The sequence below is a fragment of the Micromonospora sp. WMMA1923 genome (genome assembly GCF_049179195.1).
Taxonomy (GTDB): domain Bacteria; phylum Actinomycetota; class Actinomycetes; order Mycobacteriales; family Micromonosporaceae; genus Micromonospora; species Micromonospora yangpuensis.
Window position 1 is genome coordinate 6,063,212 of record NZ_JBMHLZ010000001.1, and the last position, 25,755, is coordinate 6,088,966.

Annotated in this window: 22 protein-coding genes and 2 pseudogenes; 15 read left to right on the plus strand and 9 right to left on the minus strand. The window is 71.3% G+C overall.

Features of this window, described 5'->3' with window-relative positions:
- The first annotated feature begins 47 nt into the window (after nt 1–47).
- Together ACN28G_RS27635 and ACN28G_RS27640 are read left to right on the plus strand one after the other, a co-directional pair.
- Complete coding sequence (locus tag ACN28G_RS27635) at nt 48–4,415, plus strand: hybrid sensor histidine kinase/response regulator (protein ID WP_091433251.1); 4,368 nt, start codon at nt 48–50, stop codon at nt 4,413–4,415.
- Nucleotides 4,412–4,966 carry a response regulator gene (locus tag ACN28G_RS27640; protein WP_091433254.1) on the plus strand — a complete coding sequence of 185 codons (555 nt, stop codon included), beginning with the start codon at nt 4,412–4,414 and terminating at the stop codon, nt 4,964–4,966. Before ACN28G_RS27635 ends, ACN28G_RS27640 begins: the two co-directional genes overlap by 4 nt.
- A gap of 15 nt (nt 4,967–4,981) precedes the next feature.
- Here the strand turns inward: ACN28G_RS27640 and ACN28G_RS27645 are convergent, their stop codons facing one another.
- Complete coding sequence (locus ACN28G_RS27645; protein ID WP_091433257.1) at nt 4,982–5,317, minus strand: STAS domain-containing protein; 336 nt, start codon at nt 5,315–5,317, stop codon at nt 4,982–4,984.
- Between the two features lie 247 nt (nt 5,318–5,564).
- On the opposite strand from ACN28G_RS27645, the gene hemL reads away from it, so the two are divergent.
- The 7 genes and pseudogenes from hemL to ccsB form a co-directional block, all read left to right on the plus strand.
- Nucleotides 5,565–6,905: a glutamate-1-semialdehyde 2,1-aminomutase gene (gene hemL, locus ACN28G_RS27650; RefSeq protein ID WP_091433260.1), complete on the plus strand. Its 1,341-nt coding sequence runs from the start codon at nt 5,565–5,567 to the stop codon at nt 6,903–6,905.
- 125 nt (nt 6,906–7,030) lie between these two features.
- Nucleotides 7,031–7,678 carry a histidine phosphatase family protein gene (locus ACN28G_RS27655; protein WP_091433263.1) on the plus strand — a complete coding sequence of 216 codons (648 nt, stop codon included), beginning with the start codon at nt 7,031–7,033 and terminating at the stop codon, nt 7,676–7,678.
- Nucleotides 7,678–8,256 carry a TlpA family protein disulfide reductase gene (locus ACN28G_RS27660; RefSeq protein ID WP_421480678.1) on the plus strand — a complete coding sequence of 193 codons (579 nt, stop codon included), beginning with the start codon at nt 7,678–7,680 and terminating at the stop codon, nt 8,254–8,256. The genes ACN28G_RS27655 and ACN28G_RS27660 overlap by 1 nt, the downstream gene beginning before the upstream one ends.
- Complete coding sequence (locus tag ACN28G_RS27665) at nt 8,256–9,218, plus strand: cytochrome c biogenesis CcdA family protein (protein ID WP_421480679.1); 963 nt, start codon at nt 8,256–8,258, stop codon at nt 9,216–9,218. Before ACN28G_RS27660 ends, ACN28G_RS27665 begins: the two co-directional genes overlap by 1 nt.
- The gene (gene resB / locus ACN28G_RS27670) at nt 9,218–10,918 is read left to right on the plus strand and encodes a cytochrome c biogenesis protein ResB (RefSeq protein ID WP_091433271.1); all 1,701 of its coding nucleotides are present in this window, start codon (nt 9,218–9,220) and stop codon (nt 10,916–10,918) included. Before ACN28G_RS27665 ends, resB begins: the two co-directional genes overlap by 1 nt.
- Nucleotides 10,918–11,086 (plus strand): annotated as a pseudogene (locus tag ACN28G_RS27675) (c-type cytochrome biogenesis protein CcsB); the annotation flags it as partial. The gene resB and the pseudogene ACN28G_RS27675, both read left to right, overlap by 1 nt.
- 65 nt (nt 11,087–11,151) lie before the next feature.
- Nucleotides 11,152–11,907 (plus strand): annotated as a pseudogene (gene ccsB / locus ACN28G_RS27680) (c-type cytochrome biogenesis protein CcsB); the annotation flags it as partial.
- 8 nt (nt 11,908–11,915) lie between these two features.
- On the opposite strand, the gene ACN28G_RS27685 reads toward ccsB, so the two are convergent.
- The 3 genes from ACN28G_RS27685 to ACN28G_RS27695 form a co-directional block, all read right to left on the minus strand.
- Nucleotides 11,916–13,274, minus strand: coding sequence for a DUF7594 domain-containing protein (locus ACN28G_RS27685; RefSeq protein WP_217628759.1), 1,359 nt, complete (start codon nt 13,272–13,274; stop codon nt 11,916–11,918).
- Nucleotides 13,275–13,748: 474 nt separating this feature from the next.
- Nucleotides 13,749–13,937 (minus strand): hypothetical protein, encoded by a 189-nt coding sequence (locus ACN28G_RS27690; RefSeq protein WP_091433288.1) that lies wholly within the window; start codon nt 13,935–13,937, stop codon nt 13,749–13,751.
- Between the two features lie 126 nt (nt 13,938–14,063).
- On the minus strand, nt 14,064–14,285 hold the full coding sequence (locus ACN28G_RS27695; protein WP_091433291.1) for a helix-turn-helix transcriptional regulator: 222 nt from the start codon (nt 14,283–14,285) through the stop codon (nt 14,064–14,066).
- A gap of 331 nt (nt 14,286–14,616) precedes the next feature.
- Here ACN28G_RS27695 and ACN28G_RS27700 point away from each other — a divergent pair, with 331 nt between their 5' ends.
- Nucleotides 14,617–15,006, plus strand: a complete 390-nt coding sequence (locus ACN28G_RS27700) for a hypothetical protein (RefSeq protein WP_421480680.1) — start codon at nt 14,617–14,619, stop codon at nt 15,004–15,006.
- A gap of 23 nt (nt 15,007–15,029) precedes the next feature.
- On the opposite strand, the gene ACN28G_RS27705 is transcribed toward ACN28G_RS27700, so the two are convergent.
- The gene (locus ACN28G_RS27705) at nt 15,030–15,902 is read right to left on the minus strand and encodes an alpha/beta fold hydrolase (RefSeq protein WP_421480681.1); all 873 of its coding nucleotides are present in this window, start codon (nt 15,900–15,902) and stop codon (nt 15,030–15,032) included.
- A 273-nt stretch (nt 15,903–16,175) separates the two neighbouring features.
- Between ACN28G_RS27705 and ACN28G_RS27710 the strand changes: the two genes are divergently transcribed.
- Both ACN28G_RS27710 and mqnP read left to right on the plus strand, forming a co-directional pair.
- The gene (locus ACN28G_RS27710) at nt 16,176–17,636 is read left to right on the plus strand and encodes a menaquinone biosynthesis decarboxylase (RefSeq protein WP_421480682.1); all 1,461 of its coding nucleotides are present in this window, start codon (nt 16,176–16,178) and stop codon (nt 17,634–17,636) included.
- On the plus strand, nt 17,636–18,538 hold the full coding sequence (mqnP, locus tag ACN28G_RS27715) for a menaquinone biosynthesis prenyltransferase MqnP (RefSeq protein ID WP_091433300.1): 903 nt from the start codon (nt 17,636–17,638) through the stop codon (nt 18,536–18,538). Before ACN28G_RS27710 ends, mqnP begins: the two co-directional genes overlap by 1 nt.
- Before the next feature lie 82 nt (nt 18,539–18,620).
- Here mqnP and ACN28G_RS27720 read toward each other — a convergent pair whose 3' ends face one another.
- Nucleotides 18,621–19,574, minus strand: a complete 954-nt coding sequence (locus ACN28G_RS27720; RefSeq protein ID WP_091433303.1) for a terpene synthase family protein — start codon at nt 19,572–19,574, stop codon at nt 18,621–18,623.
- A gap of 157 nt (nt 19,575–19,731) precedes the next feature.
- Between ACN28G_RS27720 and ACN28G_RS27725 the strand changes: the two genes are divergently transcribed.
- The gene (locus ACN28G_RS27725) at nt 19,732–20,397 is read left to right on the plus strand and encodes a UbiX family flavin prenyltransferase (RefSeq protein ID WP_091433306.1); all 666 of its coding nucleotides are present in this window, start codon (nt 19,732–19,734) and stop codon (nt 20,395–20,397) included.
- A gap of 87 nt (nt 20,398–20,484) precedes the next feature.
- On the opposite strand, the gene ACN28G_RS27730 is transcribed toward ACN28G_RS27725, so the two are convergent.
- Nucleotides 20,485–20,751: a BldC family transcriptional regulator gene (locus ACN28G_RS27730; RefSeq protein ID WP_091433310.1), complete on the minus strand. Its 267-nt coding sequence runs from the start codon at nt 20,749–20,751 to the stop codon at nt 20,485–20,487.
- A 202-nt stretch (nt 20,752–20,953) separates the two neighbouring features.
- Here ACN28G_RS27730 and ACN28G_RS27735 point away from each other — a divergent pair, with 202 nt between their 5' ends.
- Both ACN28G_RS27735 and ACN28G_RS27740 read left to right on the plus strand, forming a co-directional pair.
- Nucleotides 20,954–21,415 carry an Lrp/AsnC family transcriptional regulator gene (locus ACN28G_RS27735; RefSeq protein WP_091433313.1) on the plus strand — a complete coding sequence of 154 codons (462 nt, stop codon included), beginning with the start codon at nt 20,954–20,956 and terminating at the stop codon, nt 21,413–21,415.
- Nucleotides 21,416–21,444: 29 nt separating this feature from the next.
- Nucleotides 21,445–22,536 carry a PLP-dependent cysteine synthase family protein gene (locus tag ACN28G_RS27740; RefSeq protein WP_421480683.1) on the plus strand — a complete coding sequence of 364 codons (1,092 nt, stop codon included), beginning with the start codon at nt 21,445–21,447 and terminating at the stop codon, nt 22,534–22,536.
- Nucleotides 22,537–22,806: 270 nt separating this feature from the next.
- Here ACN28G_RS27740 and ACN28G_RS27745 read toward each other — a convergent pair whose 3' ends face one another.
- Both ACN28G_RS27745 and ACN28G_RS27750 read right to left on the minus strand, forming a co-directional pair.
- Entirely contained in the window at nt 22,807–23,430 is a 624-nt protein-coding gene (locus ACN28G_RS27745) for a putative glycolipid-binding domain-containing protein (protein WP_091445769.1), read from the minus strand.
- Between the two features lie 116 nt (nt 23,431–23,546).
- Nucleotides 23,547–25,475: a DEAD/DEAH box helicase gene (locus tag ACN28G_RS27750; protein ID WP_421480988.1), complete on the minus strand. Its 1,929-nt coding sequence runs from the start codon at nt 25,473–25,475 to the stop codon at nt 23,547–23,549.
- Between the last annotated feature and the right edge of the window lie 280 nt (nt 25,476–25,755).

The following is a 25,755-nucleotide window of genomic DNA, read 5'->3' on the forward strand; positions in this document are numbered from 1 at the left end:
GCCGGCACGTCGGCAGCGGCCCGAAGCCCCGAGCTCTGCGAGGAATCATGACCACGGCGAAACAGTCCGTCGCCACGGACCCCTCCGCTCCGGATCGCGACGCGGTGCTCGACGAGCTGGCGGAGGCCCTCCGGCGGGTCCGCCGGGGTGACCTGAAGGTCCGGTTGTCCCGCCGCTCGGGTTCGGCCGGTGAGGTCGCCGAGGCGTTCAACGAGGTGGTGGCGTTGCAGGAACGCCAGCACCTGGACCTGCGCAAGATCAGTCGGATCGTCGGTCGGGACGGTCGGCTCACCGAGCGCCTCGACGAGGAGGGGATGGAGGGCTCCTGGGCCGAGGGGCAGCGGGCGGTCAACTCGCTCATCGACGACCTGGGCCGACCGACCACGGAGATCGCCCGGGTGATCGTGGCGGTCGCCGACGGCGACCTGTCCCAGCACATGGCGCTGGAGATGGACGGTCGGCCGCTGCGGGGTGAGTACCTGCGAATCGGGCGGACCGTCAACACGATGGTCGACCAGCTCTCCTCGTTCTCCTCCGAGGTGACCCGGGTGGCCCGGGAGGTGGGCACCGAGGGTGAGCTGGGCGGTCAGGCCGATGTCCGGGGTGCGGCCGGCACCTGGAAGGACCTCACCGACTCGGTGAACACGATGGCCTCGAACCTGACCCACCAGGTGCGGTCGATCTCGCAGGTGGCCACGGCGGTGGCCAAGGGCGACCTGTCGCAGAAGATCACCGTCTCGGCCCGGGGCGAGGTCGCCGAGCTGGCCGGCACGATGAACTCACTCACCGACACCCTGCGGCTCTTCGCCGAGCAGGTGACCCGGGTGGCCCGGGAGGTCGGCACCGAGGGCAAGCTCGGTGGCCAGGCGGAGGTGCCCAACGTCGCCGGCACCTGGAAGGACCTGACCGACAGCGTCAACTCGATGGCGTCGAACCTGACCAGTCAGGTGCGCAACATCGCCCAGGTCTCCACGGCGGTCGCCCGGGGTGACCTGAGCCAGAAGATCACCGTGGCGGCGCAGGGCGAGATCCTGGAGCTCAAGGACACCGTCAACACGATGGTGGATCAGCTGTCGTCGTTCGCCGACGAGGTGACCCGGGTGGCCCGCGAGGTGGGCACCGAGGGCAAGTTGGGCGGCCAGGCCCAGGTGCGCGGGGTCTCCGGCACCTGGCGGGACCTTACCGAGAACGTCAACCAGCTCGCCGGCAACCTGACCAGCCAGGTCCGCAACATCTCCCAGGTCTCCACGGCGGTGGCCAAGGGCGACCTGAGCCAGAAGATCACGGTGGACGCCCGGGGCGAGATGTTGGAGCTGAAGAACACCGTCAACACGATGGTGGATCAGCTGTCGTCGTTCGCCGACGAGGTGACCCGGGTGGCCCGGGAGGTGGGTACCGAGGGCAAGTTGGGTGGTCAGGCCCAGGTCAAGGGCGTCTCGGGTACGTGGCGGGACCTGACCGACAACGTGAACTCGATGGCGTCGAACCTGACCAGTCAGGTGCGCAACATCGCCTCGGTCACCACGGCGGTTGCCAAGGGCGACCTGTCGCAGAAGATCACGGTGGATGCCCGGGGCGAGATCCTGGAGCTGAAGTCGACCGTCAACACGATGGTGGATCAGTTGTCCTCGTTCGCCGACGAGGTGACCCGGGTGGCCCGGGAGGTGGGCACCGAGGGCAAGTTGGGTGGTCAGGCCCAGGTGAAGGGGGTTGCCGGCACCTGGCGGGACCTGACCGACAACGTGAACTCGATGGCCTCGAACCTGACCGCCCAGGTCCGCAACATCGCCCAGGTCTCCACCGCGGTCGCCCGGGGCGACCTGTCGCAGAAGATCACGGTGGACGCCCGGGGCGAGATCCTGGAGCTCAAGGACACCGTCAACACGATGGTGGATCAGCTGTCGTCGTTCGCCGACGAGGTGACCCGGGTGGCCCGGGAGGTGGGTACCGAGGGCAAGTTGGGTGGTCAGGCCCAGGTCAAGGGCGTCTCGGGTACGTGGCGGGACCTGACCGACAACGTGAACTCGATGGCGTCGAACCTGACCAGCCAGGTGCGCAACATCGCCTCGGTGACCACCGCTGTCGCCAAGGGCGACCTGAGCCAGAAGATCACCGTCGACGCACAGGGCGAGATCCTGGAGCTGAAGAACACCGTCAACACGATGGTGGACCAGCTGTCGTCGTTCGCCGACGAGGTGACCCGGGTGGCCCGCGAGGTCGGCATCGAGGGCAAGCTCGGCGGACAGGCCCAGGTGAAGGGGGTCTCCGGCACCTGGCGGGACCTCACCGAGAACGTCAACCAGCTCGCCTCCACCCTGACCACCCAGCTGCGGGCGATCGCCCGGGTGTCGACCTCGGTCACCCGGGGTGACCTGACCCAGCGGATCGCGGTGAAGGCCCAGGGCGAGGTCGCCGAGCTGAAGGACAACATCAACCAGATGATCGTCACCCTCCGGGAGACGACGCACAAGAACGCCGAGCAGGGCTGGCTCGACTCGAACCTGGCCCGCATCGGTGGCCTGTTGCAGGGCCAACGGGATCTCGGCGAGGTCTGCCGCATGATCATGCAGGAGGTCACGCCGCTGGTGAACGCGCAGCTCGGCGCGTTCTTCCTGGCCGACAACTCCGAGGGGGTGATGCGGCTACGGCTGACCGCCTCGTACGGCTACGTCTCCCGGGGCCACGACGTCACCTTCGGCCCCGGCGAGGGACTGGTCGGGCAGACCGCGCTCTCCCGCCGGACGATCCGGGTCGGCGCGGTGCCCGACGGTCGCATCACCCTGCGCTCCGGGCTGGCCGACACCCCGCCGGCCGATCTGGTCGTGCTCCCGGTGCTCTTCGAGGGCGAACTGCTCGGGGTGATCGAGTTCGCCACCGTCACGCCCTTCTCCGAGCTGCACCTGGCGTTCCTGGAGCGGCTGGTGCTCACCATCGGGGTCGCGGTCAACACCATCCAGGCCAACCGGCGTACCGAGGAGTTGCTGTCCCAGTCGCAGCGGCTGGCGCACGAGTTGCAGGAGCAGTCGGCGGAGTTGCAGCGCACCAACGCCGAGCTGGAGGAGAAGGCCAAGCTGCTCAGTGAGCAGAAGGCGAACATCGAGACCCAGAACCGGGAGATCGAGCTGGCCCGGCTCGGCCTGGAGGACAAGGCGCAGCAGCTCACCCGGGCCTCGGCGTACAAGTCGGAGTTCCTGGCCAACATGAGCCACGAGCTGCGTACCCCGCTGAACTCGTTGCTGCTGCTGGCCCGGCTGCTGGTGGAGAACTCGGAGCAGAACCTCACCCCCAAGCAGATCGAGTTCGCCCGGACCATCCACGGCTCCGGGTCGGACCTGCTGCGCCTGATCGACGACATCCTCGACCTGTCCAAGATCGAAGCGGGCCGGATGGACATCGAGCCGACCGAGATCCGGTTCGCCGAGATCCGCGGCTACGTCGAGCAGGCCTTCGCGCCGCAGGCCGAGGAGAAGGGCCTGGACTTCCAGGTACGGGTGGCCAAGGACCTGCCCCCGGCGCTGGTCACCGACGCCCAGCGGTTGCAGCAGATCCTGCGCAACCTGCTCTCCAACGCGGTCAAGTTCACCGACAACGGCGCGGTGACGCTGCGGATCGCCCCGGCGGCGGAGAACGTGGTCTTCGACGTGCCGGCGCTCACCAACGCCCGTCAGGTGATCGCCTTCACGGTGATCGACACCGGGATAGGAGTCTCCGACGACAAGCTGTCGCTGATCTTCGAGGCGTTCCAGCAGGCCGACGGCACCACCAGTCGCCGGTACGGCGGCACCGGGCTCGGGCTGTCGATCAGCCGGGACCTGGCCCGACTGCTCGGTGGCACGATCACGGTCACCTCGGCACCCGGGCAGGGCTCGACGTTCACGCTCTTCGTACCCGACGTGCTGGCCCCGGACGCGGTGGTCGCGCCGCTGCCGCCCTCACCGGCGCGGGCCGGGCTGCCGTCGTCGCTGCTGATGCCCCCGCTGGAGCTGCCCCAGGCGCCGCAGACCCCGGCCACCCGGCGGCTGGAGGGGGCCACCGTGCTGATCGTCGACGACGACGTACGGAACGTCTTCGCCCTGACCAGCGCGCTGGAACTGCACGGGATGACCGTGCTGTACTCGGACAACGGGGTGGACGGGGTCCGGGTGCTGGCTGAGCACCCGGAGGTGGACATCGTCCTGATGGATGCCATGATGCCCGACCAGGACGGTTACGAGACGACCCAGCAGATCCGACGCAACCACCGGTTCGCCGACCTGCCGGTGGTCTTCCTGACCGCGAAGGCGATGCCGGGGGACCGGGAGTCGGCGCTCGCGGCGGGCGGTAGCGACTACATCACCAAACCGGTCGACCTCGACCAGTTGATCGAGCTGATGTCCGGCTGGATCAGCCGCAGCCACGGCAAGGAGAGTTCGTGACCCAGATGGCCAAGGCGTTGCTGGTCGACGACCGCCGGGAGAACCTGATGGCCCTGGAGGCGATCCTCCAGGGCCTGCCGGTCCAGTCGGTGGCCGTGGAGAGCGGTGAGGCGGCGCTGAAGCAGCTGCTGGTCGACGACTTCGCGGTGATCCTGCTGGACGCCCAGATGCCCGACATGGACGGGTTCGAGACCGCCGGGCACATCAAGCGGCGGGAGCGGACCCGGCACGTACCGATCATCTTCCTCACCGCCGCGGACCGGGACGCCCAGCTCGCCCTGCGCGGCTACGCGGCCGGCGCGGTCGACTACCTGACCAAGCCCTTCGACCCGTGGGTGCTGCGGGCCAAGGTGTCCGTCTTCGTCGAGCTGTGGGTCAAGTCCCGTCAGCTCGCCGCCCAGTCCGACCTGGTACGGGAGCGGGAGACCCAGTGGCGCACGTTGGCCGAGGCGGTCGACGAGGCCACCGCGCTGCTGCGCACCGACACCCCGGACGCCCGGAGCCGGGCCGTGGAACTCCTCGAACAGGCCCGCTGGGGCCCGACCGGCTGAGCCGCCGCCGGAGGGTCAGCCGGTGGCCTGGTTGTTGCGGATCATCAGGGCCGAGCGCAGGCCGGTGATGTCCAGGACGCGGAGCAGGAAGTCGCCCACGTTGGTGAGGATCAGCAGGCTCTGCGCGTGGCTGGCCTTGCGGCTGAGCACGACCAGGGTGCCCAGCCCTTGCGAGTCGCAGAAGGTCACCCCGCCCAGGTCGAGCACGATCCGCGGCGGTGCGTCGGCGAGGGCCTCGTTGACGACTGTCGACAGCTGGGCGGCCGTGAGCATGTCGATCTCACCGGCGAGGCGAAGCACCACTTCGTCCCCCGACCGGTGTACCGTGATGGACAGTTCGGCACGATCCACCCGGTCAGCCTAGCGCGATCCGTCCGGCCCGGCCCGTCGAGGCGGATCCGGGCGTGCCGGGCGGGTGTGATTCTCCCCGTGGACGGGCCCGCCCAGCCGCCCCGCCACCCCGCCGAGCAACCGGTTCCGGGCACCGCCGCGACACCGCCCGCAGCGCGTCGGCGGGTGGTCGCCGTCGGGTGAGCCCGGTAACGCTGAGCGGGGTGCCTGCCGATTCGGCTTCCGGCGCTGACACAATGGCTCCATCGTGACCGAAATGTTTCCCGCCGGACCCGGCCGCTATCCGGCCGCCGCGCCGGCCTCCGAGGCCCTGTTCGACCGCGCCCGTGCCCTGGTGCCGGGCGGGGTGAACTCCCCCGTGCGCGCCTTCCACTCGGTCGGCGGCACCCCGCGTTTCATGGTCCGGGGGGAGGGGCCCTGGCTGTACGACGCCGACGATCGGCGCTACGTCGACCTGGTCTGCTCCTGGGGTCCGTTGATTCTCGGTCACGCCCATCCCGAGGTGGTGGCCGCCGTGCAGGCCGCCGCGGCGAAGGGCACCAGCTTCGGCACCCCCACCCCGGGTGAGGTGGAGTTGGCCGCCGAGATCGTCGAGCGGACCCCGGTCGAGCAGGTCCGGCTGGTCAACTCCGGCACCGAGGCCACCATGTCGGCGATCCGGCTGGCGCGCGGATTCACCGGCCGCTCCAAGATCATCAAGTTCTCCGGTTGCTACCACGGGCACTCAGACGGCCTGCTCGCCGCCGCCGGCTCCGGCGTGGCCACCCTCGGGCTGCCCGACTCACCGGGCGTCACCGGCGCGGCGGCCGGCGACACCATCGTGCTGCCGTACAACGACGTGGCCTCGGTCGAGGCGGTCTTCGCCGCCGAGGGGCCGCAGATCGCCGCGATCATCACCGAGGCCGCCGCCGGCAACATGGGCGTGGTGGCCCCCCGCGACGGCTTCAACCAGGCGCTGGCCCGGATCGCCCACGCGCACGGTGCGCTGCTCATCGTGGACGAGGTGATGACCGGGTTCCGGGTCTCCCGCGCCGGCTGGCACGGCGTCGACCCCTGCGACGCGGACCTGTGGACGTACGGGAAGGTGATGGGGGGCGGGCTGCCCGCCGCGGCGTTCGGCGGACGCGCGGAGATCATGGCCCGACTCGCGCCGGCCGGCCCGGTCTACCAGGCCGGCACGCTCTCCGGTAACCCGCTGGCCTGCGCCGCCGGCCTGGCCACCCTGCGGCTGGCCGACGAGGCGCTCTACCGCCGGCTGGACGAGACCGCCGCCGTCGTGGGCCGGCTCGCCAGCGACGCGCTCACCGCCGCCGGTGTCGCCCACCGCCTGTCGTACGCGGGCAGCATGTTCTCGATCTTCTTCACCGACGCCGAGGTGGTCGACTACGACACCGCCCGCACCCAGCAGGTGCCGGCGTTCCGGGCGTTCTTCCACGCCATGCTCGCCGCCGGGGTGTACCTTCCCCCGAGCGCGTTCGAGGCGTGGTTCGTGTCGGCGGCGTTGGACGACGCCGCCCTGGACCAGGTCGCCGGGGCCCTCCCGGCGGCGGCGACAGCAGCGGCAGCAGCGGCAGGCACCGGGGGGTAGCTGGTGAGCGCGAGGAGTGAGCCGGTTTTGCGAGCCCCGCAGTCGCGAACGAAGGGGGCAGTGGTGAGCGCGAGGAGTGAGCCGGTTTTGCGAGCCCCGCAGTCGCGAACGAAGGGGACAGAGCGGTGAGCAGTACGGTCGTCCACGTGCTCCGGCACGGCGAGGTCTACAACCCTGGCCAGATCCTCTACGGCCGGTTGCCCGGTTTCGCCCTCTCCGAGCTGGGCGTACAGATGGCCAAGGCCGCCGCCCAGGGCCTGGCCGAACGCGAGGTCGTGCACGTGGTGGCCAGCCCGCTGGAACGCGCCCAGCAGACCGCCGAGCCGATCGCCGCCCAGTTCGGCCTGCCGGTCGGGGTGGACGAGCGGCTGATCGAGAGCGCGAACTGGTTCGAGGGCAAGCGGGTCTCGCCCGGCGACGGCTCGTTCCGGGACCCGCGTAACTGGTGGGTGCTGCGGGACCCGGTCACCCCGTCCTGGGGCGAGGCGTACGTGGCCATCGCGGAGCGGATGTTCGCCGCCCTGCACGCGGCCCGGATCGCCGCCGAGGGGCGGGAGGCGGTGCTCGTCTCCCACCAGCTGCCGATCTGGACCCTGCGCCGGTACGTCGAGCGCAAGCGGCTCTGGCACGACCCGCGTCGCCGGCAGTGCGGGCTGGCCAGCCTCACCTCGTTCCACTTCGACGGGGCCAAGGTGGCCGGTATCGGGTACAGCGAGCCGGCCGCGCACCTGATCGCGATGTCGCCGACCGCCCGGACGGCCAAGGGGGCCTGATGAGAGCCCGCAGGTGGATCACCGGTGCGCTGGCCGCCACGGCGGTCGCGGCGGGTCTGGTCGGCTGCTCGGCCGACGACGGCGAGCAGCGCTGCACCAACACCGAGGGCATCATCGAGTGCGCCCCCGACGAGCGGTCCACGGTGCCCGAGGTGACCGGTGAACTGCTCGACGGCACCCCGTACGACCTGACCGACGCCCGGGGACAGGTGGTCGTGGTCAACTTCTGGGGCTCCTGGTGCAACCCCTGCCGGGCCGAGGCCGACGACCTGGAGAACACTTACCAGGCGACCAAGGGCTCCGGGGTCACCTTCCTCGGCATCAACGTGCAGGACGACCGGGACAAGGCGGTCGCCTTCGAGGAGAGCTTCAAGGTCACCTACCCGAGCGTCTTCGACCCGGCCAGCCGGCTGGCCCTGCGCTTCGACATCGCCCCGAACAGCGTCCCGGCCACCTTCGTGCTGGACCGGGAGGGCCGGATCGCCACCGTGATCCGGTCGGCGGTCACCCAGCAGCAGCTGCAGCCCGCCGTGGAGAGGGTCGCCGCCGAACAGGCCGCCATGGCCGGACCGGGCTGATGGGCGAGACGTTCCGGGAGTTGGCCCAGAGCGGTCCGCTGCTGCTCGCCATCGGCGCGGCGGCGCTGGCCGGGCTGGTCAGCTTCCTCTCCCCGTGCGTCCTGCCGCTGGTCCCCGGCTACCTCTCCTACGTAACCGGCCTAGCCGGCACCGACCTCGAGGTAAGGAAGGGCCCCCGCTTAACGCCTACGGTAGAGAAGGGTTCCCCGCTCACCACCCCGAGCGGCGGGACGGCCGTCGGCAGCGGGGCGCCCGGGGACGGTACGACGTCCGACGCGGGAGCCGTCGGAGTGCGGGAGCGGATTGGGAAGCAGGCCGGGGAGCACGCCGCCGGGCGCGGGGAGCGGGCCGGGGAGCAGGCCGGTGGACGTCGGGCGGCGGCGGTCAAGGGCCGGGTGCTCGCCGGGACGTTGCTGTTCATCGCCGGCTTCACCGTCGTCTTCGTCTCCACCGCGGTCGTCGTCTCGCAGCTCGGCCAGCTTCTCTTCGCGTACGACCGGATCGTGGAGATCGCCGTCGGCTCGCTGATCGTCCTGCTCGGCCTCGGGTACCTGGGCCTGGTCCCGGGGTTGCAACGCGAGTTCAGGATCAGCCGGCTGCCCTCGGCCGGCCTGCTCGGCGCGCCGGTCTTCGGCGCGGTCTTCGCGCTGAGCTGGGTGCCCTGCGTCGGCCCGACCCTCGGCGCGGTGCTCGGGATGGGCGCTGTCGGCGGTCAGACCGACCGGGCCGTGGTGCTGGCCGTGGCGTACTGCGTGGGGCTGGGGTTGCCGTTCGTGATCTTCGGGTTGGGCTTCCAGCGCCTGCTCGGGGTCTTCAAGGCGGTCCGGCGCAACAGCCGCTGGGTCACCCGGGTCGGCGGCGCGCTGCTGATCCTGATCGGGTTGGCGCTGGTCACCGGGGGTTGGCAGAACTTCGTGATCTGGTTGCAGACCACCGTGGGGGTCGGCGAGGTGAGCATCTGATGACCACCGTGCAGCAGGGGCAGCCGGGCGCCGCCGGTGACGACCGGGGCCGGGACGCCACCACGGACGACCCGGGCCGCCGGGACGCCACCACGCCGCCGCGTCGGCGGCGTACCAACTGGTTGTTGGCCCTGCTGCGCAACTCGTGGCGGCAGCTGACCAGCATGCGTACCGCGTTGATCCTGCTCTTCCTGCTCGCGGTGGCCGCCATCCCGGGGTCGGTGCTGCCGCAGCGCGGGGTCAACCCGGAGGACGTGCGCGACTACTTCGTCCGGTATCCGGATCTGGCGCCGGTGCTGGACCGGCTCGGCGCGTTCGAAGCGTTCGGGTCGGTCTGGTTCTCCGCGATCTACCTGCTGCTCTTCACCTCGCTGGTCGGCTGCATCGTGCCCCGGCTGCGCGACCACGTGCGGGCCCTGCGGATGCGCCCGCCGGCCGCGCCGAAACGGCTGGACCGGCTGCCGCAGCACGCGACGCTGCCGGCCCCCGCCGGCGGCGTCGAGGCCGTAGCCGAGGCGCTGCGCAGGCGCCGCTGGCGGGTCGCGGTCCGGGGCGACGAGGTCTCCGCCGAGAAGGGGTACCTGAAGGAGAGCGGCAACCTGCTCTTCCACTTCTCCCTGATCGCCGTGCTGGTCGGGGTGGCCTTCGGCTCCTGGTACGGCTGGCAGGGCAACCGCCTGCTGGTGGCCGGCGAGGACAAGGCGTTCTGCAACACCCGTCAGCAGTACGCCGAGACGAGCTTCGGCCCTCGGGTGGACGACGCCGCGCTGCCCGGCTTCTGCCTGACCCTGGACGACTTCGAGGCCCGGTTCCTGGACTCCGGCCAGCCCGAGTTCTTCAACGCCACGGTGACCGTGGAGGAGCCCGGCCGGGCGGCCCGCAGCGCCGAGTTCTCGGTCAACTCGCCGCTGCGGCTGGACGACGCCAACGTCTACCTGCTCGGCCACGGGTACGCCCCGGTCATCCGGTACACCGACCGTAACGGGCGCAGCCAGTCCAGCGTGGTGCCCTTCCTGACCACCGGCGACATGGGCCTGACCAGCGAGGGGTTGGCCGCGTTCCCGGACGTCAACGTCGACCCGGCGACCGGCGAGCGCAACCCCGAGCTGCAGGTCGCCTTCGAGGGGCTGTACCTGCCGACCGCGCCGCAGCAGCCACCGTACGTGCGCTCGGAGTACCCGAACGAGCGCAACCCGGCGGTGTTCCTGATCGGCTACCGGGGCAACCTGGGCCTGGACGCCGGCATCCCGGGCTCGATCTACCAGCTCGACCAGCGTCAGGTGAGCAACGGCAGGCTGACCCAGCTCGGTGACGGCAAGCTGCTGCGTCCCGGTGAGAAGTGGGTGCTCGACGACGGCACCGCTGTCGAGTTCCTCGGCACCCGGCGCTACGTCACCCTCTCCGTCCGGCACGACCCCGGTTCGACGATCCTGCTGGTCAGCTGCGCGACGTTGATCATCGGACTGATGGGTTCGCTGTTCGGCCGCCGACGGCGGGTGTTCTTCCGGGTCACCGACCCGGGAAGTGGATCTCCGACAGGCCGTAGTAGCTTGATGGAGGCCGGTGGCCTGCCCCGCACCGACCAACCCGGCTTCGCCGACGAGTTCAGTCAGCTCGTCACGGCGGTCAGCGGGGACGTCCGGGCCGGCGACGATCGGGTCGAGGACGGTCGGGGTCGGCCGCGAGAAGGGACCGAGTGATGTCCGCGCTCTCCGATCAGCTGGTGTCGATCGCGATCCTGGTGTACCTGGCCGCGATGATCTCCCACGCGGTCGAGTACGCGCTCGGCAACGCCCGTACCCCCGCCCGCCCCGCGACCCCGGCCCGCGAGCTGGTCGGCGCGGGCGTCGGGGCCGGCGGCTCCGGTGCCACGCCGCCCGACGGTACGACCGCCACGCCCGACGGCCCGACGCCCGGCGGCCCGCCCGTCGACCGGTCGCGGCTGGCCGGCCTGATCGCGGTCGTGGCCACCGCGATCGCCGCCGTGGTGCACCTGGCCGCGCTGGTCACCCGGGGTGTCGCCGCCGAGCGGATGCCCTGGGGCAACATGTACGAGTTCGTGCTGACGGTCTCGTTCATCGGCGTCGTCGGTTGGCTGGCGGTGCTCTGGAAGCGGCCCTCACTGCGTCGCCTCGGGCTCTTCCTCACCCTGGTCATGGTGCTGCTGCTGGCCGTCGCCGAGCTGGTGCTCTACGTGCCGATCGTGCCGCTGGTGCCGGCGCTGCAGTCGTACTGGTTCATCGTGCACGTCTCCACGGTGGTCTTCGCCTCCGGTATCTTCCTGCTCGGCTCGGTGCCGGCGGTGGCGTTCCTGCTGCGCAACGGCTACGAGCAGGGGCGACGCAGCTTCCCGTACACCCTGGCCAAGCGGCTGCCGGCGGCGGCCAGCCTGGAACGGCTCACCTTCGGCCTGCACGCCTTCGCCTTCCCGGTCTTCACCTTCGCGGTGATCGCCGGGGCGATCTGGGCCGAGGCCTCCTGGGGTCGGGCCTGGGGCTGGGACCCCAAGGAGGTCTGGTCCTTCATCTCCTGGGTGATCTACGCCGGTTACCTGCACGCCCGCGCCACCCCGAGCGTCAAGCGCAACGTGGCGACCTGGCTCGCCGTACTCGGTTTCCTGACCGTGCTGATGAACCTCTTCGGCGTGAACATCTTCTTCGAGGGCCTGCACTCCTACGGCGGCCTCTGACCCCACCGTCAGTGGCAGGTGCCGGTGCCGGAGTCGGTGAACGTCGCGCCGGTCACCGGGAGGAACTGCCAGGTGTAGCTCTGCGGCGAGAGCACCAGCTTCAGCACACCGAAGGTACGACCGTTGCGGACCTCGCTGTTGGCCGCCGGCTCCGGGAAGGTGGCCATCAGGGACCGGCCGCCGGTGCCCACCACGAACTCCCGGATCCCCCGGGCCGGGTCGGCGACCCCGCTCGGGTTCTGCGGTGCGAACCGTTCGTACTGGTGGTTGTGGCCGTTGACGACGATCTCGGCACCGGCGTCGTAGAGCGCCTGGAAGAGCGGCCGGACGTTCGACGACTCCCGGCCGCCGGAGCTGAACAGCGGATGGTGGTACTGCGCCAGGGTGCAGCGGGTCGGGTGGGCGGCGAGATCCGCGCGCAGCCACTGCTCCTGCGGTGAGCCGGCCTGACAGCCGCCCACCTGGCTGCAGTTGGTGTTCAACACGATGATGTGCCAACCGGCCTGGTCGAACGAGTAGTAGCCCTTGCCGCGCGGCAGCACCGGGCCGAAGTAGTCGAAGGTGGGCACGGCCCCGGCGGTGAGATAGTCGTGGTTGCCGAGGATCGGCTTGGTGCGGTCCTTGAACCGGCCCCAGGTCGGGCCGTAGCAGTTGGCGAGTTGAGCCGCCGTGCCGCTGTCGGTCAGGTCACCGCCGGCCAGCACGGTGCCGGCCTCCCGACTGATGATCTGTGCGGTCTGCGCCGCGCCTGTGGTGGCGCACGCCGAGATGTCCCCGGCGTTGAGCAGGACGTTTCCGCCGGTGTCGGTGCCGGTGCCGACCACCAGCCGGGGCGCGAAGGCGCTGGTCTCCCGACTGTCGTAGTAGGCGCCGTCCGGGTTGGTCGACGACAGCGAGAAGGCGTACGTGCCGTTGCCGGTGACCACGGCGGCGACGTCCAGCTCGTACCAGGTGTTGCGCAGCACCTTGCCCAGCGAGCCGAGCGGGCTGCCGATCGCGGCCGGCCGGTTGGCGTAGGTGAGCGTGCCCTCCGACCAGCCGGTGCCGGCCCGCTGGGCGGTGCCGCCGAACGGGCTGGTGGCGGTGGGGGTGTCCTGGGTGTGCACCTGCAACCGGGCGTTGAGCACCGGCTGGGTCAGCCCGGTGACCGCGAACTGCAGGTACGAGATCCGGGTGGGCGTGCCGGCGACCGCGAGGGTGTTCGTCGCGTCGTAGTTCGTGCCGGGGCTGGCGGCGTTGACATAGCTGTCCTGGTTGGCGAGGAAGGTGGTGGTCGTGCTGGCTGCCGTCGCCGGCGGCCCGCCGCCCAGCAACCCCACCCCCAGAATCAACATCAGCGGTACGACCCGAGCTGTCTGCCGTCTCATCCGAACCTCTGTTCCAGCGGAGATCACTGTGACGGCTCCGCCCTGTCCTGGGCGGCAGTGCACACCAGCACCCGTCAACGCCGGGTCACCACTCTCCGGGGTCCGGTGACGCGGAGGATTCGCCAGGCGTGATCGCAACGGCCCGCAGAACTAAAGATTTTCTTTAGTTTGATGCGCACTGACCCGGCTGTACGAGACGGGAGAGTCGACCCGGGTCAGGGGCCTGGTCGACCTGGTGTTGCTGGTGGAGGACGGCGTGCCAGCGGATGCCCACCTCGTTCGCCGGGTCGGCCACGTCTTCGGCATCCGGCAGACCCATTCCGTGCCAGATGAGCTACCGACGCCACCCCGAGCATGGGCTGAGCGGTACGCCCTGCTGGCCGAAGAGATCGGTCTTGCGGTTGCGTCGGCGGACGCGGCCCACAAGATCGTGTGCCGGCACTGGCAGCAGGCCAGAGCCGCTCGGGACGTGGACTAATCGCCGGTGAGGGTCTGCTCGACCTGGCGGGTGATCTGGTAGGCGATCTCCGGCACGTCGGCCAGCTCGATCCGTTCGGCCCGGAGCGCGAGTTGGGCGTGTAGCTCCCGGGCCACCGCGTCACGGATCTTGACCAGCAGCGGCGAGAGACCGTCCGGATCTCCACAGACGTACGCGTCCGACATGACTCCACCGTCCCGGCTCGACGGCTGCCCCGCAAGCACCGGTGAACTTTGTCGCCGCCAGCCCGATGCCCGTCCACCCGCCGTACCGGCCCATCCGCCGGCCTCGTCGGGGTCGGCCTGGGCGGGTCAGCCCGGCTCGTCCTCGTCCGCCGCTGGGCGGGGTTGGCGGTAGGCGGCGATGTACGCCTCCACATCCGACCGCAACCACACCGAGCCGACCGAAAGCGTCTGGAACGGTCGAGGAAAGTTGGGATGCATCGCGATCGCGCGGAACCGAGACCGGCTGACACCCAGCATCTTCAGGATCTCGCCAGCGGCGACGAGCGGGCCCGGCACCTCATCGGTCATAGCCAGAAGGTAGAACAGTGCTTTCGCGTCGCGGTTGACACGTTGACTAAAACACGCTAATGAGAGCGCGACTTCATGGGCGTGCTTGTGGAAACGCGTAGATAAGGACGCGTCAACGTTGACACGTCAGTATCTGAGGGTGTTGGCTTGGTTGCGCGGTGCCCCCGGTTCGGTGGAGCGGAGCTCGGCGGGCCGGGGTGCCGTGACGCGTCCCGCCCAGCTTCGGAGGCAGACCCGCGATGACCGGCAGGGAACCCGTGCTGATCCGATGCTCGTGGCTCGTGTTGACGTACCACCGGCACCGGCGGTGTGGGTCGTGCCGTGACGGCCGGTGTCCCCGCGTCGAGCTGGCCCGGCGGCGGATCCGGGCCTGGCGGCGGTACGGCTCGTGACCGCCGGACCGGTGCGGGTCAGGGTAGGTGCGGAGTTCCGGGCCGGCGACGTGCTGCACGTGACCCGGGCGGCGAGCATCCAGTTCAGCCAGCGGCCGATCATGTTCCGGCTGATCCGGGTGAAGACCGACTGGATCACGTACGACGGCTGGACCTGGCTCGACGGGTACCAACTGGACGAGCAGGGGAACGCGACCGCCCGGCGCAGCATCTTCGTCCAGTGGGCCGGTCTCCGCCTGATGGCACAGCCGGCACCACCCGCCGCCGGTGACGGCCGGAACCGCCACCCGAACCAGCGCCGGCCGCCCGTGCCCCGTCGAACCGGATAGCCGACGAGGGCGGGCTGGCCGGCTCAGGCCTGGAGGAAGGGGAGCAGGAGGGCGAGCAGCTCGTCCGGCTGCTCCTCGAAGAGCCAGTGGCCGCTGTCGGTGACGGTCTCGCCGGTCACCGAGTCGGCGTACCGGCGGACCTGCTCGGCGACCTGGTCGCCGAGGCTGGCCTGCGCGCCGATCGCGAGCACCGGCATGGCCAGCTTGGTCTTGCGGTAACCGGCGTTGTCCGCGACGTCCTGCCCGAACGCGCGGAAGCACTCGAAGCTCGCCCGCAGGTGGGCCTCGTCGCGCAGGTGCCGGGCGTACTCCTCGATGTCCGCCGCGTCCAGGCTGCCCTTACGGATCATGATCGAATCGGTGAACCTGTCGATCCAGAGTGCCTCGCGGCCGGCGACGAGCTGCTCCGGCAGCCCGTTGGTCAGGCTGAAGAAGCCGAAGTTCCACACCCCCGGGCCGGCGGCGGTCAACGCCGGGAACGCGTAGATGCTCTCGTCGGGGATCGGCGCCTCGCTGAGCACCAGCCGGCTCACCCGGTCCGGATGGGCCGCCGCGTACGCGTACGCGACCATCGTCCCGATGTCGTGACCGACCACCCGTAGGTCACGGTCCAGACCCAACCCAGAAAGCAACCCGTGTACGTCCCCAGCCAGCGTCTTCTTGTCGTAACCGGCCGACGGGGCGTCGCTGTCGCCGTAGCCACGCAGGTCCGGGGCGATCACCTCGAACGAGCGGGCCAGCTCCGGCAGCACGTGCCGCCACATGTACCAGGACTGCGGGTACCCGTGCAGCAGGACCAGGGTGGGGCCGCTGCCGCCCCGGACATAGTTGATCGTGACCTCGCCGACCTGCGTCCGCTGCTCGGCGAACCCCGCCGGCACCCGTCCGTCGCCCATGACGTCCTCCTGCTCCTCCGCCTCACCGGGCCGCCGGTCTACCCACCCGACTCCCGACCATGCCGCTCTGCGTCGTTCTGTGCCGTTACCACCCTGCCGCCGCGCCGCGCCGTGCCGCGCCGTGCCGCGCCGTGCCGTGCCGCGCCGTGCCGTGCCGCGCCGTGCCGTGCCGTGCCGTGCCGTGCCGGCCCGCAAGAAGGGGACCCTTCTCTACCGGAAGCGTTAACAAGGGGCCCTTCCTTGCACCTGAGGGGGGTGGGGGAGACTGGGGGGATGGCGGCTCGCAAGTTTCCGTACGACGATCTGAAGGACTTCCTCGCGGCGCTGGAGAAGGCGGGGGAGCTGCGGCGCGTCAGCGTGCCGGTGGACCCCACGCTGGAGATCAGCGAGGTGGTGACCCGGACGGTACGGGCCGACGGGCCGGCGTTGCTCTTCGAGCGGCCGACCCGGGGTGAGATGCCGGTGGCGATCAACCTGTTCGGTACCGAGAAGCGGATGGCGATGGCGCTCGGTGTGGAGAGCCTCGACGAGATCGGCGCGCGGCTCGGCGAGATGCTCAAGCCGGAGCTGCCGGTGGGGCTCTCCGGGATGATGGACGGCCTGGGCAAGGTACGCCAGCTCACCTCGATGCCGCTGAAGAAGGTCAGGACCGCCCCCTGCCAGCAGGTGGTGTACCGGGGCGACGACGTCGATCTGGACCGGCTGCCGGGGTTGCAGGTCTGGCCGGGCGACGGCGGGATCTTCCACAACTTCGGGCTGACCCACACCAAGCATCCGGAGACCGGCAAGCGCAACCTCGGGCTCTACCGGCTGCAGCAGCACTCGCCGACATCGATCGGGATGCACTGGCAGATCCACAAGAACTCCACCGCCCACCACGCGGTCGCCGAGCGGCTCGGCCAGCGGCTGCCGGTGGCGATCGCGATCGGCTGCGACCCGGCCGTGGCGTACTCGGCGAGCGCGCCGCTGCCGGCCGACATCGACGAGTACCTGTTCGCCGGGTACCTGCGCGGTGCCCGGGTCGAGATGGTCGACTGCCTGACCGTGCCGTTGCAGGTGCCGGCGCACGCCCAGATCGTGCTGGAGGGGTACATCGAGCCGGGCGAGCGGATGCCGGAGGGGCCGTTCGGCGACCACACCGGCTTCTACACCCCGGTCGAGCCCTTCCCGGTGATGCACGTGGAGTGCATGACCATGCAGCGCGACCCGGTGTACCACTCGATCGTCACCTCCCAGCCGCCGCAGGAGGACCACGGTCTCGGCAAGGCCACCGAGCGGATCTTCGCCCCGCTGCTGCGCTTCCTGATCCCGGACATCGTCGACTACGACCTGCCCGCCGCCGGGGTCTTCCACAACTGTGCGATCGTGTCGATCCGCAAGCGGTACCCGAAGCACGCCCAGAAGGTGATGAACGCGATCTGGGGCGCGCACATGATGTCGCTTACCAAGCTGATCGTGATCGTCGACGAGGACTGCGACGTGCACGACTACAACGAGGTCGCCTTCCGCGCCTTCGGCAACGTCGACTACGCCCGGGACCTGCTGCTCACCGAGGGGCCGGTGGACCACCTCGACCACGCGTCGTACCAGCAGTTCTGGGGTGGCAAGGCGGGCGTCGACGCGACCCGCAAGCTGCCCGAGGAGGGCTACCACCGGGGTTGGCCCGAGGAGATGCGGATGGCCCCCGAGGTGGTCAGCCTGGTCGACAAGCGTTGGAAGGAGTACGGCATCTGATGACCGCCACCGCCGAGGCGCCCGGGCGGGTACGCGCCTTCCTGAACCTGGTGGCGATCGAACACTCGGTCTTCGCGTTGCCCTTCGCGTACCTGTCGGCGTTGACCGCGATGCAGGTCAACGGGGGGCGGGTCCGCTGGCTCGACCTGCTGTTGATCACCGTGGCGATGGTCGGCGCGCGTACCTTCGCGATGGCGGCCAACCGGATCCTCGACCGGCGGATCGACGCGCGGAATCCGCGTACCGCGAATCGGGAACTGGTCACCGGGGCGGTGAGCGTGCGGACGGCCTGGACCGGCGCGGGCGTCGCGCTGGTGGTCTTCCTGGCCGCCGCCGCCCTGCTCAACCCGCTGGTCCTGGTGCTCGCGCCGCTGGCGGTGGTCCCGCTGGTCGTCTACCCGTACGGCAAACGCTTCACCGACTGGCCGCACGCGATCCTGGCGGTGGCCCAGGCGGTCGGGCCGGTCGGGGCCTGGCTCGCGGTCACCGGCACCTTCGCCGGCTCCTGGCCGGCCTGGCTGCTCGGCGCGGCCGTCGGGCTCTGGATCGGCGGCTTCGACCTGATCTACGCCTGCCAGGACGCCGAGGTGGACCGGGAGATCGGGGTACGCAGCGTGCCCGCCCGGTACGGCAAACGGTTCGCGCTGCACGCCTCCACGGTGGCGCACGTGGTGACGTTCGGGCTCTTCGTCTGGTTCGGGGTGCTTGTCGGCTTCGGCTGGCCGTGGTGGCTGGGGCTGCTGCTGACCGCGGTGGCGTTCGGGTACCAGCACGTGGTGGTCACCCCGACCGACCTGAGCCGGGTCAATCGGGCGTTCTTCACCGCCAACGGGTTTGTCGGCATCGCGCTCTTCGTCTTCGCCCTGCTCGACCTGGTGCTCCGCCTCGGCCTACGCCCCTGACCGTGCGCCCGGCCCGCCACCGGCGCCGGCGGTGTAAGAAGGGGACCCTTCTCTACCGGATGCGTTAAGAAGGGGCCCTTCCTTACCCGTAGCGGGCGCTTTCCAGGGTCCAGTCGATGGTGCCGCGGACGGCGTCGGCGACCCCGTCGAGGTGGGTGGTGACGGCCTCGTCCAGCGCCGGTCCGAACGACGGCACCGTCGCGCGGAGGGTCACGAAGCGGGCCATCGCGGCCCGCCACCGCTCGGCGACCAGCTCCACGGCGGCGTCGACCGGCACACCCCGCTCGGCGGCCACCGCCAGCACCAGGTTGTGCCCGCCGGAGGTCGCCCGGTCCCTCTCCAGCGAGGCCAGGTCGTTGTACCAGGAGAGCAGGTCGTTGCCGACCTCGCCGACCCGGCGCAGCGCCGGATGGTGGTACACCGCGTCGGGCAGCGGCCGGCCGGTGACGAACTCGATCAACGGGTACGACACGTACGCCGCCGAGGTGGCCCGGCGCAGCACCACGTACTCGTCGACGCCGGGCCGTCGACCGGTGGCCCGGTTCATCCGCTCCCGCCAGGTGCCGTCGAGGTGCTCGGCGACCGCGTCGGCGAACCTGGTCCGCCACCGGTCCGGCATCCGGTGCCGGGGTTCCCGCCAGGCCCGCAGCAGCAGCCGGCGCAGCGGACCGGTCAGGCCGGGATGCGCCGGCCGGGGCCCGTACCGCAGCAGGTAGAGCGTGCCCTCCCGCAACGCGCTGATCCGCTCCGGTGACAGTGCCTGCGGTCCGTCGCAGGCGTCGTCGACCAGGAAGAACCAGGTGAACAGGGCGGTGAGCACGCGCAGGTCGGCTTCGTCGGCGTGCGGGTAGAGCCGGGCCGCGTACCCGGCGAAGCGGGCCTGGTGCAGCCGGTGCCGGGCCGGGCCGTCCAGCGGCAGACCCGACTCGGTAAGCAGGGCGGCCAGCCAGTCCTGCACCTCGTCGACCATGGGCGCCGGTCGGCGGGCGGGCAACGGGCAGGCCGACGCCAACGCCCGGAGGGTGCGATCGACCATGGCCCGTCCTCCCCGTACGGCTGCTGGCCCGCAGCATGCCAGGCGGGCCCGGCACGGGGATATCCGGGCACACTTCGCCCATCCCCACCTGGGCTTTCCCGTCCGGATACCGGGGCCGCCCAGCGGGTTCCCAGGCGTACCAGGCAGGCTGGACGGTATGCGTGAGCCATGGGTGGTCGGGGTCTCCGGGGCGTCCGGCACCCCGTACGCGGCGGCCGTTGTCCGGGCTCTGCTCGATGCCGGCGCGGCGGTCGACCTGATCGTCTCCCGGGCGGCCCGGTTGACCGTGCTGGACGAGACCGGCCGGCCGTTCCGGGACGGGCACTGGGCCGACGACCTGGCGGCCTGGCTCGGCCGGGACCTGACCGACGCCGACGTCCGGCACTGGCCCGCCGGTGACCTGGCCGCCGGGCCGAGCAGCGGCTCCTACCGGGTACGCGGCATGGTGGTGGTGCCGGCCAGCACCGCCGCCTGTGCCGGTATCGCCATCGGCCTGTCGAAGGACCTGTTGCAGCGGGCCGCCGAGGTCAACCTCAAGGAACGTCGCCCGGTGGTGCTGGTGCCCCGGGAGACGCCGGTGACCCGCAGCCACCTGGAGCACCTGATCGCACTGCACGACGCCGGTGCGGTGGTGCTGCCGGCCAGCCCCGGCTTCTACGGTGCCGGGGCGTCCGCCTCCGCGGCGCAGCTGGTCGACTTCGTGGCCGGGAAGGTGCTGGACGCGCTCGGCGTACCGCACACCCTGTTCCGGCGCTGGTCCGGTGAGCTGGCAGCGGACCGTTCCCGGTCCGGGCCGGCCGGACCGGGGGTGGACCGGACCTGAGGTCCGGTCCGGCCCCACGGCGCCACCCGGTCAGTAACGGCGCACCCGGTCAGTAACGTTGCCACCGGTCAGTAACGGTGCCACCGGTCAGTACATGCCGGCATTTGCCGGCCCGGGGCCGGTCGACGCCGCCGGGCCCACGTTGCGTGGTCTGCCGACGTCTTCCGCCTCGTCCAGCATGCCCTCCCCTTCAAGCAGGGCCCGCACCTCGGATTCCCGAAACCGGCGATGCCCGCCTGGAGTCCGGATACTGCCGATCCGGCCGGCCGCCGCCCATCTCGTCACAGTCTTCGGGTCCACCCGAAACAGCGCGGCGACCTCACCCGGTGTCAGCAGGCGATCTCCAGTGTCCACAGCCCCCTCCTCGCGTCGACGAAGCCCTCGGCTGAACACACTGCCCCCGGCTGGTGCGAGCCCAGAGCCGTCATGAGGGACGTATGGCAATTACAGCACCAGCGAACAGGCCTGTCCGCCAAACGTGAGAAACGCACGGAGTGGGAAGTTGGTCTATGGGATTTGGTGGTCGACCCTTGCCGACCGCTAGGGTCTACAGTCCGTGGACGCCATCGACCTGAGCCTCGTGGAGCTGTTGCGCGGTAACGCCCGTCTGTCCTACGCCGAGCTGGCCCGCCAGGTCGGTCTCTCCGCCCCGGCGGTACACGAGCGGGTGGGCAAGCTGGAGTCCAGCGGTGTGGTCCGGGGCTACCGGGCGGAGGTGTCGCCCGAGGCGATCGGGCTGGGCGTCACCGCGCTGATCGGGATCGTCGAGGGCTCCGGGGGCGACACCGACGACGTGCTGGAGGCGTTCCGGGCGATGCCCGAGATCGAGTCCTGCTACTTCATGGCCGGGGTGGAGTCCTTCCTGCTCAAGGCCAGGGTGGGCACCATAGCGGAGCTGGAGCAGCTGATCATGCGGCTTAACCGGACGCCGGGGGTGGCCTCGACCCGTACCGCGGTCGCCCTCTCCACCAAGTGGGAGAACCGCCCGCAGCCCGTCCCCACCCCGCCCGCCGGTTGACGAATACTTTTCGCTGTTACCGTTCCGGGGTGACACATCTGGACCGGTGCGACGAGGCCAGCCGGACGTGGGTCACCGAGGCGATCGCCACGGTCGAAGCCGACGCCAACCGCTCCGCCGACACCCACCTGCTCCCCTTCCCGCTGCCCCGCGCGTGGGGGATCGACCTGTATCTCAAGGACGAGTCGGTGCACCCGACCGGGTCGCTCAAACACCGGCTGGCCCGCTCCCTCTTCCTGTACGGCCTCTGCAACGGCTGGATCGGTCCGGACACCACGATCGTCGAGGCCTCCTCCGGCTCGACCGCGGTCAGCGAGGCGTACTTCGCCCGGATGCTGGGGTTGCCGTTCATCGCGGTGATGCCGGCCAGCACCTCGCCGGAGAAGATCGCCCAGATCGAGTTCCAGGGCGGTCGCTGCCACCTGATCCGGGACCCGGCCCAGGTCGTCGTGGAGGCCCGCTGGCTGGCCGAGGACTCCGGCGGCCACTACATGGACCAGTTCACCTACGCCGAACGAGCCACCGACTGGCGGGGCAACAACAACATCGCGGAGTCGATCTACGCGCAGCTGGCCCTGGAACGCCATCCCGTCCCGGACTGGATCGTGGTGGGCGCGGGCACCGGCGGGACCAGCGCCACCATCGGTCGGTACGCCCGCTACCGCCGGCTGCCCACCAAGCTCTGCGTGGTCGACCCGGAGAACTCGGCCTTCTACCCGGCCTGGCAGGCCGGCGACTGGTCGCTGCGTACCGGCCGGGGCTCCCGGATCGAGGGGATCGGCCGCCCCTGCGTGGAAGCGTCGTTCCTGCCCTCGGTGGTGGACCGGATGATCCAGGTACCCGACGCGGCCTCGCTGGCGGCGATGCGGGCCGGTTCGACCGTGCTCGGCCGCCGGGTCGGCGGTTCGACCGGCACCAACCTCTGGGGAGCCTTCGGACTGATCGCCGGAATGCTGGCGGCCGGCCGGACCGGCTCGGTGGTCACCCTCATCTGCGACGCCGGCGACCGGTACGCCGACAGCTACTACGCCGACACCTGGGTCGCCGACCAGGGCCTCGACCTCACCCCCCACCTCGCCACCATCGACCACTTCCTCACCACCGGCACCTGGCCCCCGTGAAAGGAAGGGCCCCTTCTTAACGCATCTGGTCGAGAGGGGTACCCCGCTAACACCGCCGCCGGGCGCCCGACCCCGCCGCGTCGGATGCCCGCCGGGTGGGGTGCCCGCCGGGTGGGGTGCCCGCCGGGTGGGGTGCCCGCCGGGTGGGGTGCCCGCCGGGCGTCGGGTGCCCGCCGGGCGTCGGGTGCCCGCCGGGCGTCGGGTGCCCGCCGGGCGTCGGGTGCCCGCTGCGTCGATGGGCGCCGGGGTCGGGGTACGAGGCGCGGCGGGTCAGGCTGGGGCGTCGTGGCGTACCGCCAGGCCCGGGTAGCGCAGCAGGTAGCCAGCGGGGTCGAGGGTCAGGTCGGCGGTGAAGGTGTCGCTGGTGAACCGGACCTGCCCGGCACCGAGCGCGGTGTAGACCTGCTCGGCCGGTACGACCAGCAGACTCGGCACCAGCACCCAGGCGACCGTGATGCGGTGCTCGGTCCCGGCCGGCGCGGCGGTCAGCCCCAGCCGGCGTACCGGCAGGGTGTTGAAGAGCGGGGAGCCGCCCAGGTCGACGTCGGACGCGTCGACCAACCCGTCCGGGTCGTCGGTACCGGGCAGGCCTGCGGTGGGCTGCCCGGCGGCGGTCAGCGCCCGGTCCAGGTCACCCTGCTCGGTGGTGGTCACCCGCCATCCGTCGGTGCCATGTTCCAGGTGTACGCCGCGCAGCCAGCCGGCCCCCTCGGCCTCCACCTCCAGCCGGCTGGTCGCCCAGTCCGGCCCGGTGACCAGGGTGTACCGGCAGGTGTACGGGATCGGGTCGACGGCGACCTGGGTACCCCGCGCGGTCAGACCCCGCTCGTCGGTGACCAGGGCGTGCTCCGCCCCGGTGGTGTCGATGCGGCTCCAGAACAGCGACTGTCCCATGAACCGGACGTTACCCGCCATTGCTCGCTGCCGGGCCGAGACTTCGGGGAGGCGGTGGTACCAGTGCGGACTGGACACCACCACCTCCCCGAGGCGGCGCTGAGGGTGCGGGTCGGTCAGTGGGTACGTGCGGGAGCCCGGCCGCCCTGGCCCCGGCGGTCGTCATGGCCGCGGCCGTCCGGCCGGAAACCGCTGCGGCGCTCGCCGCGCGGGTCACCCGTCCGGTCGCCCCGGTCGGCGAAGCGCTGCTCGCCCTGCGGCCGGTCGCCGAACCGGCGCTCGCCCGTGGGGCGGTCCCGGAAGCCTCGCTCACCACCGGGCCGGTCGCCGAAACGCTGCTCGCCCCGGGGGCGGTCACCGAAATCGCGTCCGCCGGCCGGGCGGTCCCGGAAACCCCGTCCGTCGGCCGGGCGGTCACCGAAGCCGCGTCCGTCGGCCGGGCGGTCCCGGAAGCCGCGGTCACCGGCCGGGCGGTCGCCGAAGGAGCGATCGTCGCGGTCACCGAACCGCCGCGCCGGCCGGTCGCCGAAGCGCTGCTCACGCCGGTCACCGAAGCCGCGGTCGCCGGAGCCGCCCTCACGCCGGTCACCGAAGCTCCGGTCGCCGGAGCCGCCCTCGCGCCGGTCACCGAAGCTCCGGTCACCGGAGCCGCCCTCGCGCCGCTCACCGAAGCTCCGGTCGTCCCGGCCACCGAAGCGCTGCTCGCGCCGGTCACCGAAGCCGCGCTCGTCCCGGCTACCGAAACCGCGCTCGCCGCGGTCACCGAAGCGGCGCGGACCGGCCGACCGGCTGTCGTGGCGACGGGCCGGCGCGGGCTCCTCGCGGACCGGTACGCCACTGGGCTCGCGGGCACCGACCAGCTCGACCAGCGCGGTGTCACCGGCCCGTACCCGGGCTTCGGCCGGTGCCACACCGGCCTTCTCCAGCATGGCGAGGGTGGTCCGGCGCTGCTTGGGTAGGACCAGGGTGGCCACCGCGCCCGACTCGCCGGCACGGGCGGTACGCCCGGCCCGGTGCAGGTAGTCCTTCGGGTCCTTCGGCGGGTCGACGTGCAGGACCAGGGTGACCCCGTCCACGTGGATGCCCCGGGCGGCCACGTCGGTGGCGACCAGCACGTTCATCCGGCCCTCACGGAACTCGGCGAGCGTGCGGGTACGCATCCGCTGGGTCTTGCCGCCGTGCAGTCCACCGGCGCGGACGCCGACCGCCGCGAACTGCTCCACCAGCCGGTCCACGCCCAGCTGGGTACGGGCGAAGACCATGGTCCGGCCGTCCCGGGCCACGATCGACGCCGCCACCGCGAACTTGTCGTGCGGCGGGATCAGCAGCATGTGGTGGTCCATGGTGGACACGGCGGCGGTGGCCGGCGCGGTGGAGTGCGTGACCGGATCGGTCATGAACCGCTTGACCAGCGCGTCGACGTCACCGTCCAGGGTGGCCGAGAAGAGCAGCCGCTGGGCCCGCGCCGGGGTCTTCGCCAGCAGCTCGGTGACCTCGGGAAGGAAGCCCATGTCGGCCATCTGGTCGGCCTCGTCGAGCACGGTCACCTCGACGTCGTCCAGCCGGCAGACCCCTCGGGCGATCAGGTCGCCGAGCCGGCCCGGGGTGGCGACGATGATCTCCACGCCCCGACGCAGCGCGTCGATCTGGCGGTCGTACGGCACCCCTCCGACAGCGGTCTTGAGGAACACGCCTACCGACTTGCCGAGCGGTACCAGGGCGTCGTTCACCTGCATGGCGAGTTCCCGGGTGGGCACCAGGACCAGGGCCCGGGGGTGCAGCGGCCGGGCCCGGCCGCCGTCGGCGACCCGGGCCAGCAGGGGCAGGCCGAAGGCGAGGGTCTTGCCGGAGCCGGTCTGGCCCCGGCCGAGGACGTCACGGCCGGCGAGGGCGTCCGGCACGGTGGCCCGCTGGATCTCGAAGGGCGTGTCGATGCCCTGGCGGGCCAACGCCCGGACCAGCGCCGGGGGCAGGCCCAGCGCGGCGAAGTCCGGCGCGGCCGTGACCGACACCTCGGCGTCGGCCGGCACGGCGCTGACCGGCACGGCGTCGCTCTGGTCGGCGCTCACCGGAACGGCGCTCACCGGAACGGTGCCGGGCTGGTCGGTACTGGCCGGAGTGGTCTCCGGCTGGTCGAGAGCGGTCGGGGACGTGCTGGGAACAGCAATGGTGGTCAAGAAGAGCCTTTCGAGCGGGGCGCATCTTCGCGATGGCCCCGTCGCAGCTCGAAGTGCCGCCGGATCGCCCGCAAGATCGCCCAGGGGCGCGGTCGTCCGCGCCGGGTCAGTGATCCCCACCAGTGTACGGGGAGCCGGCGAGGTCGCC

Coding starts and splice junctions, on each gene's coding strand:
- ACN28G_RS27690 (WP_091433288.1), bottom strand. CDS start 13,937: ATGTCGGACGCGTACGTCTGTGGAGATCCGGACGGTCTCTCGCCGCTG.
- ACN28G_RS27745 (WP_091445769.1), bottom strand. CDS start 23,430: ATGGGACAGTCGCTGTTCTGGAGCCGCATCGACACCACCGGGGCGGAG.
- mqnP (WP_091433300.1), top strand. CDS start 17,636: ATGACCGCCACCGCCGAGGCGCCCGGGCGGGTACGCGCCTTCCTGAAC.
- ACN28G_RS27710 (WP_421480682.1), top strand. CDS start 16,176: ATGGCGGCTCGCAAGTTTCCGTACGACGATCTGAAGGACTTCCTCGCG.
- ACN28G_RS27685 (WP_217628759.1), bottom strand. CDS start 13,274: ATGAGACGGCAGACAGCTCGGGTCGTACCGCTGATGTTGATTCTGGGG.
- ACN28G_RS27705 (WP_421480681.1), bottom strand. CDS start 15,902: ATGGGCGACGGACGGGTGCCGGCGGGGTTCGCCGAGCAGCGGACGCAG.
- ACN28G_RS27720 (WP_091433303.1), bottom strand. CDS start 19,574: ATGGTCGATCGCACCCTCCGGGCGTTGGCGTCGGCCTGCCCGTTGCCC.
- ACN28G_RS27665 (WP_421480679.1), top strand. CDS start 8,256: ATGGGCGAGACGTTCCGGGAGTTGGCCCAGAGCGGTCCGCTGCTGCTC.
- resB (WP_091433271.1), top strand. CDS start 9,218: ATGACCACCGTGCAGCAGGGGCAGCCGGGCGCCGCCGGTGACGACCGG.
- ACN28G_RS27695 (WP_091433291.1), bottom strand. CDS start 14,285: ATGACCGATGAGGTGCCGGGCCCGCTCGTCGCCGCTGGCGAGATCCTG.
- ACN28G_RS27635 (WP_091433251.1), top strand. CDS start 48: ATGACCACGGCGAAACAGTCCGTCGCCACGGACCCCTCCGCTCCGGAT.
- ACN28G_RS27660 (WP_421480678.1), top strand. CDS start 7,678: ATGAGAGCCCGCAGGTGGATCACCGGTGCGCTGGCCGCCACGGCGGTC.
- ACN28G_RS27725 (WP_091433306.1), top strand. CDS start 19,732: ATGCGTGAGCCATGGGTGGTCGGGGTCTCCGGGGCGTCCGGCACCCCG.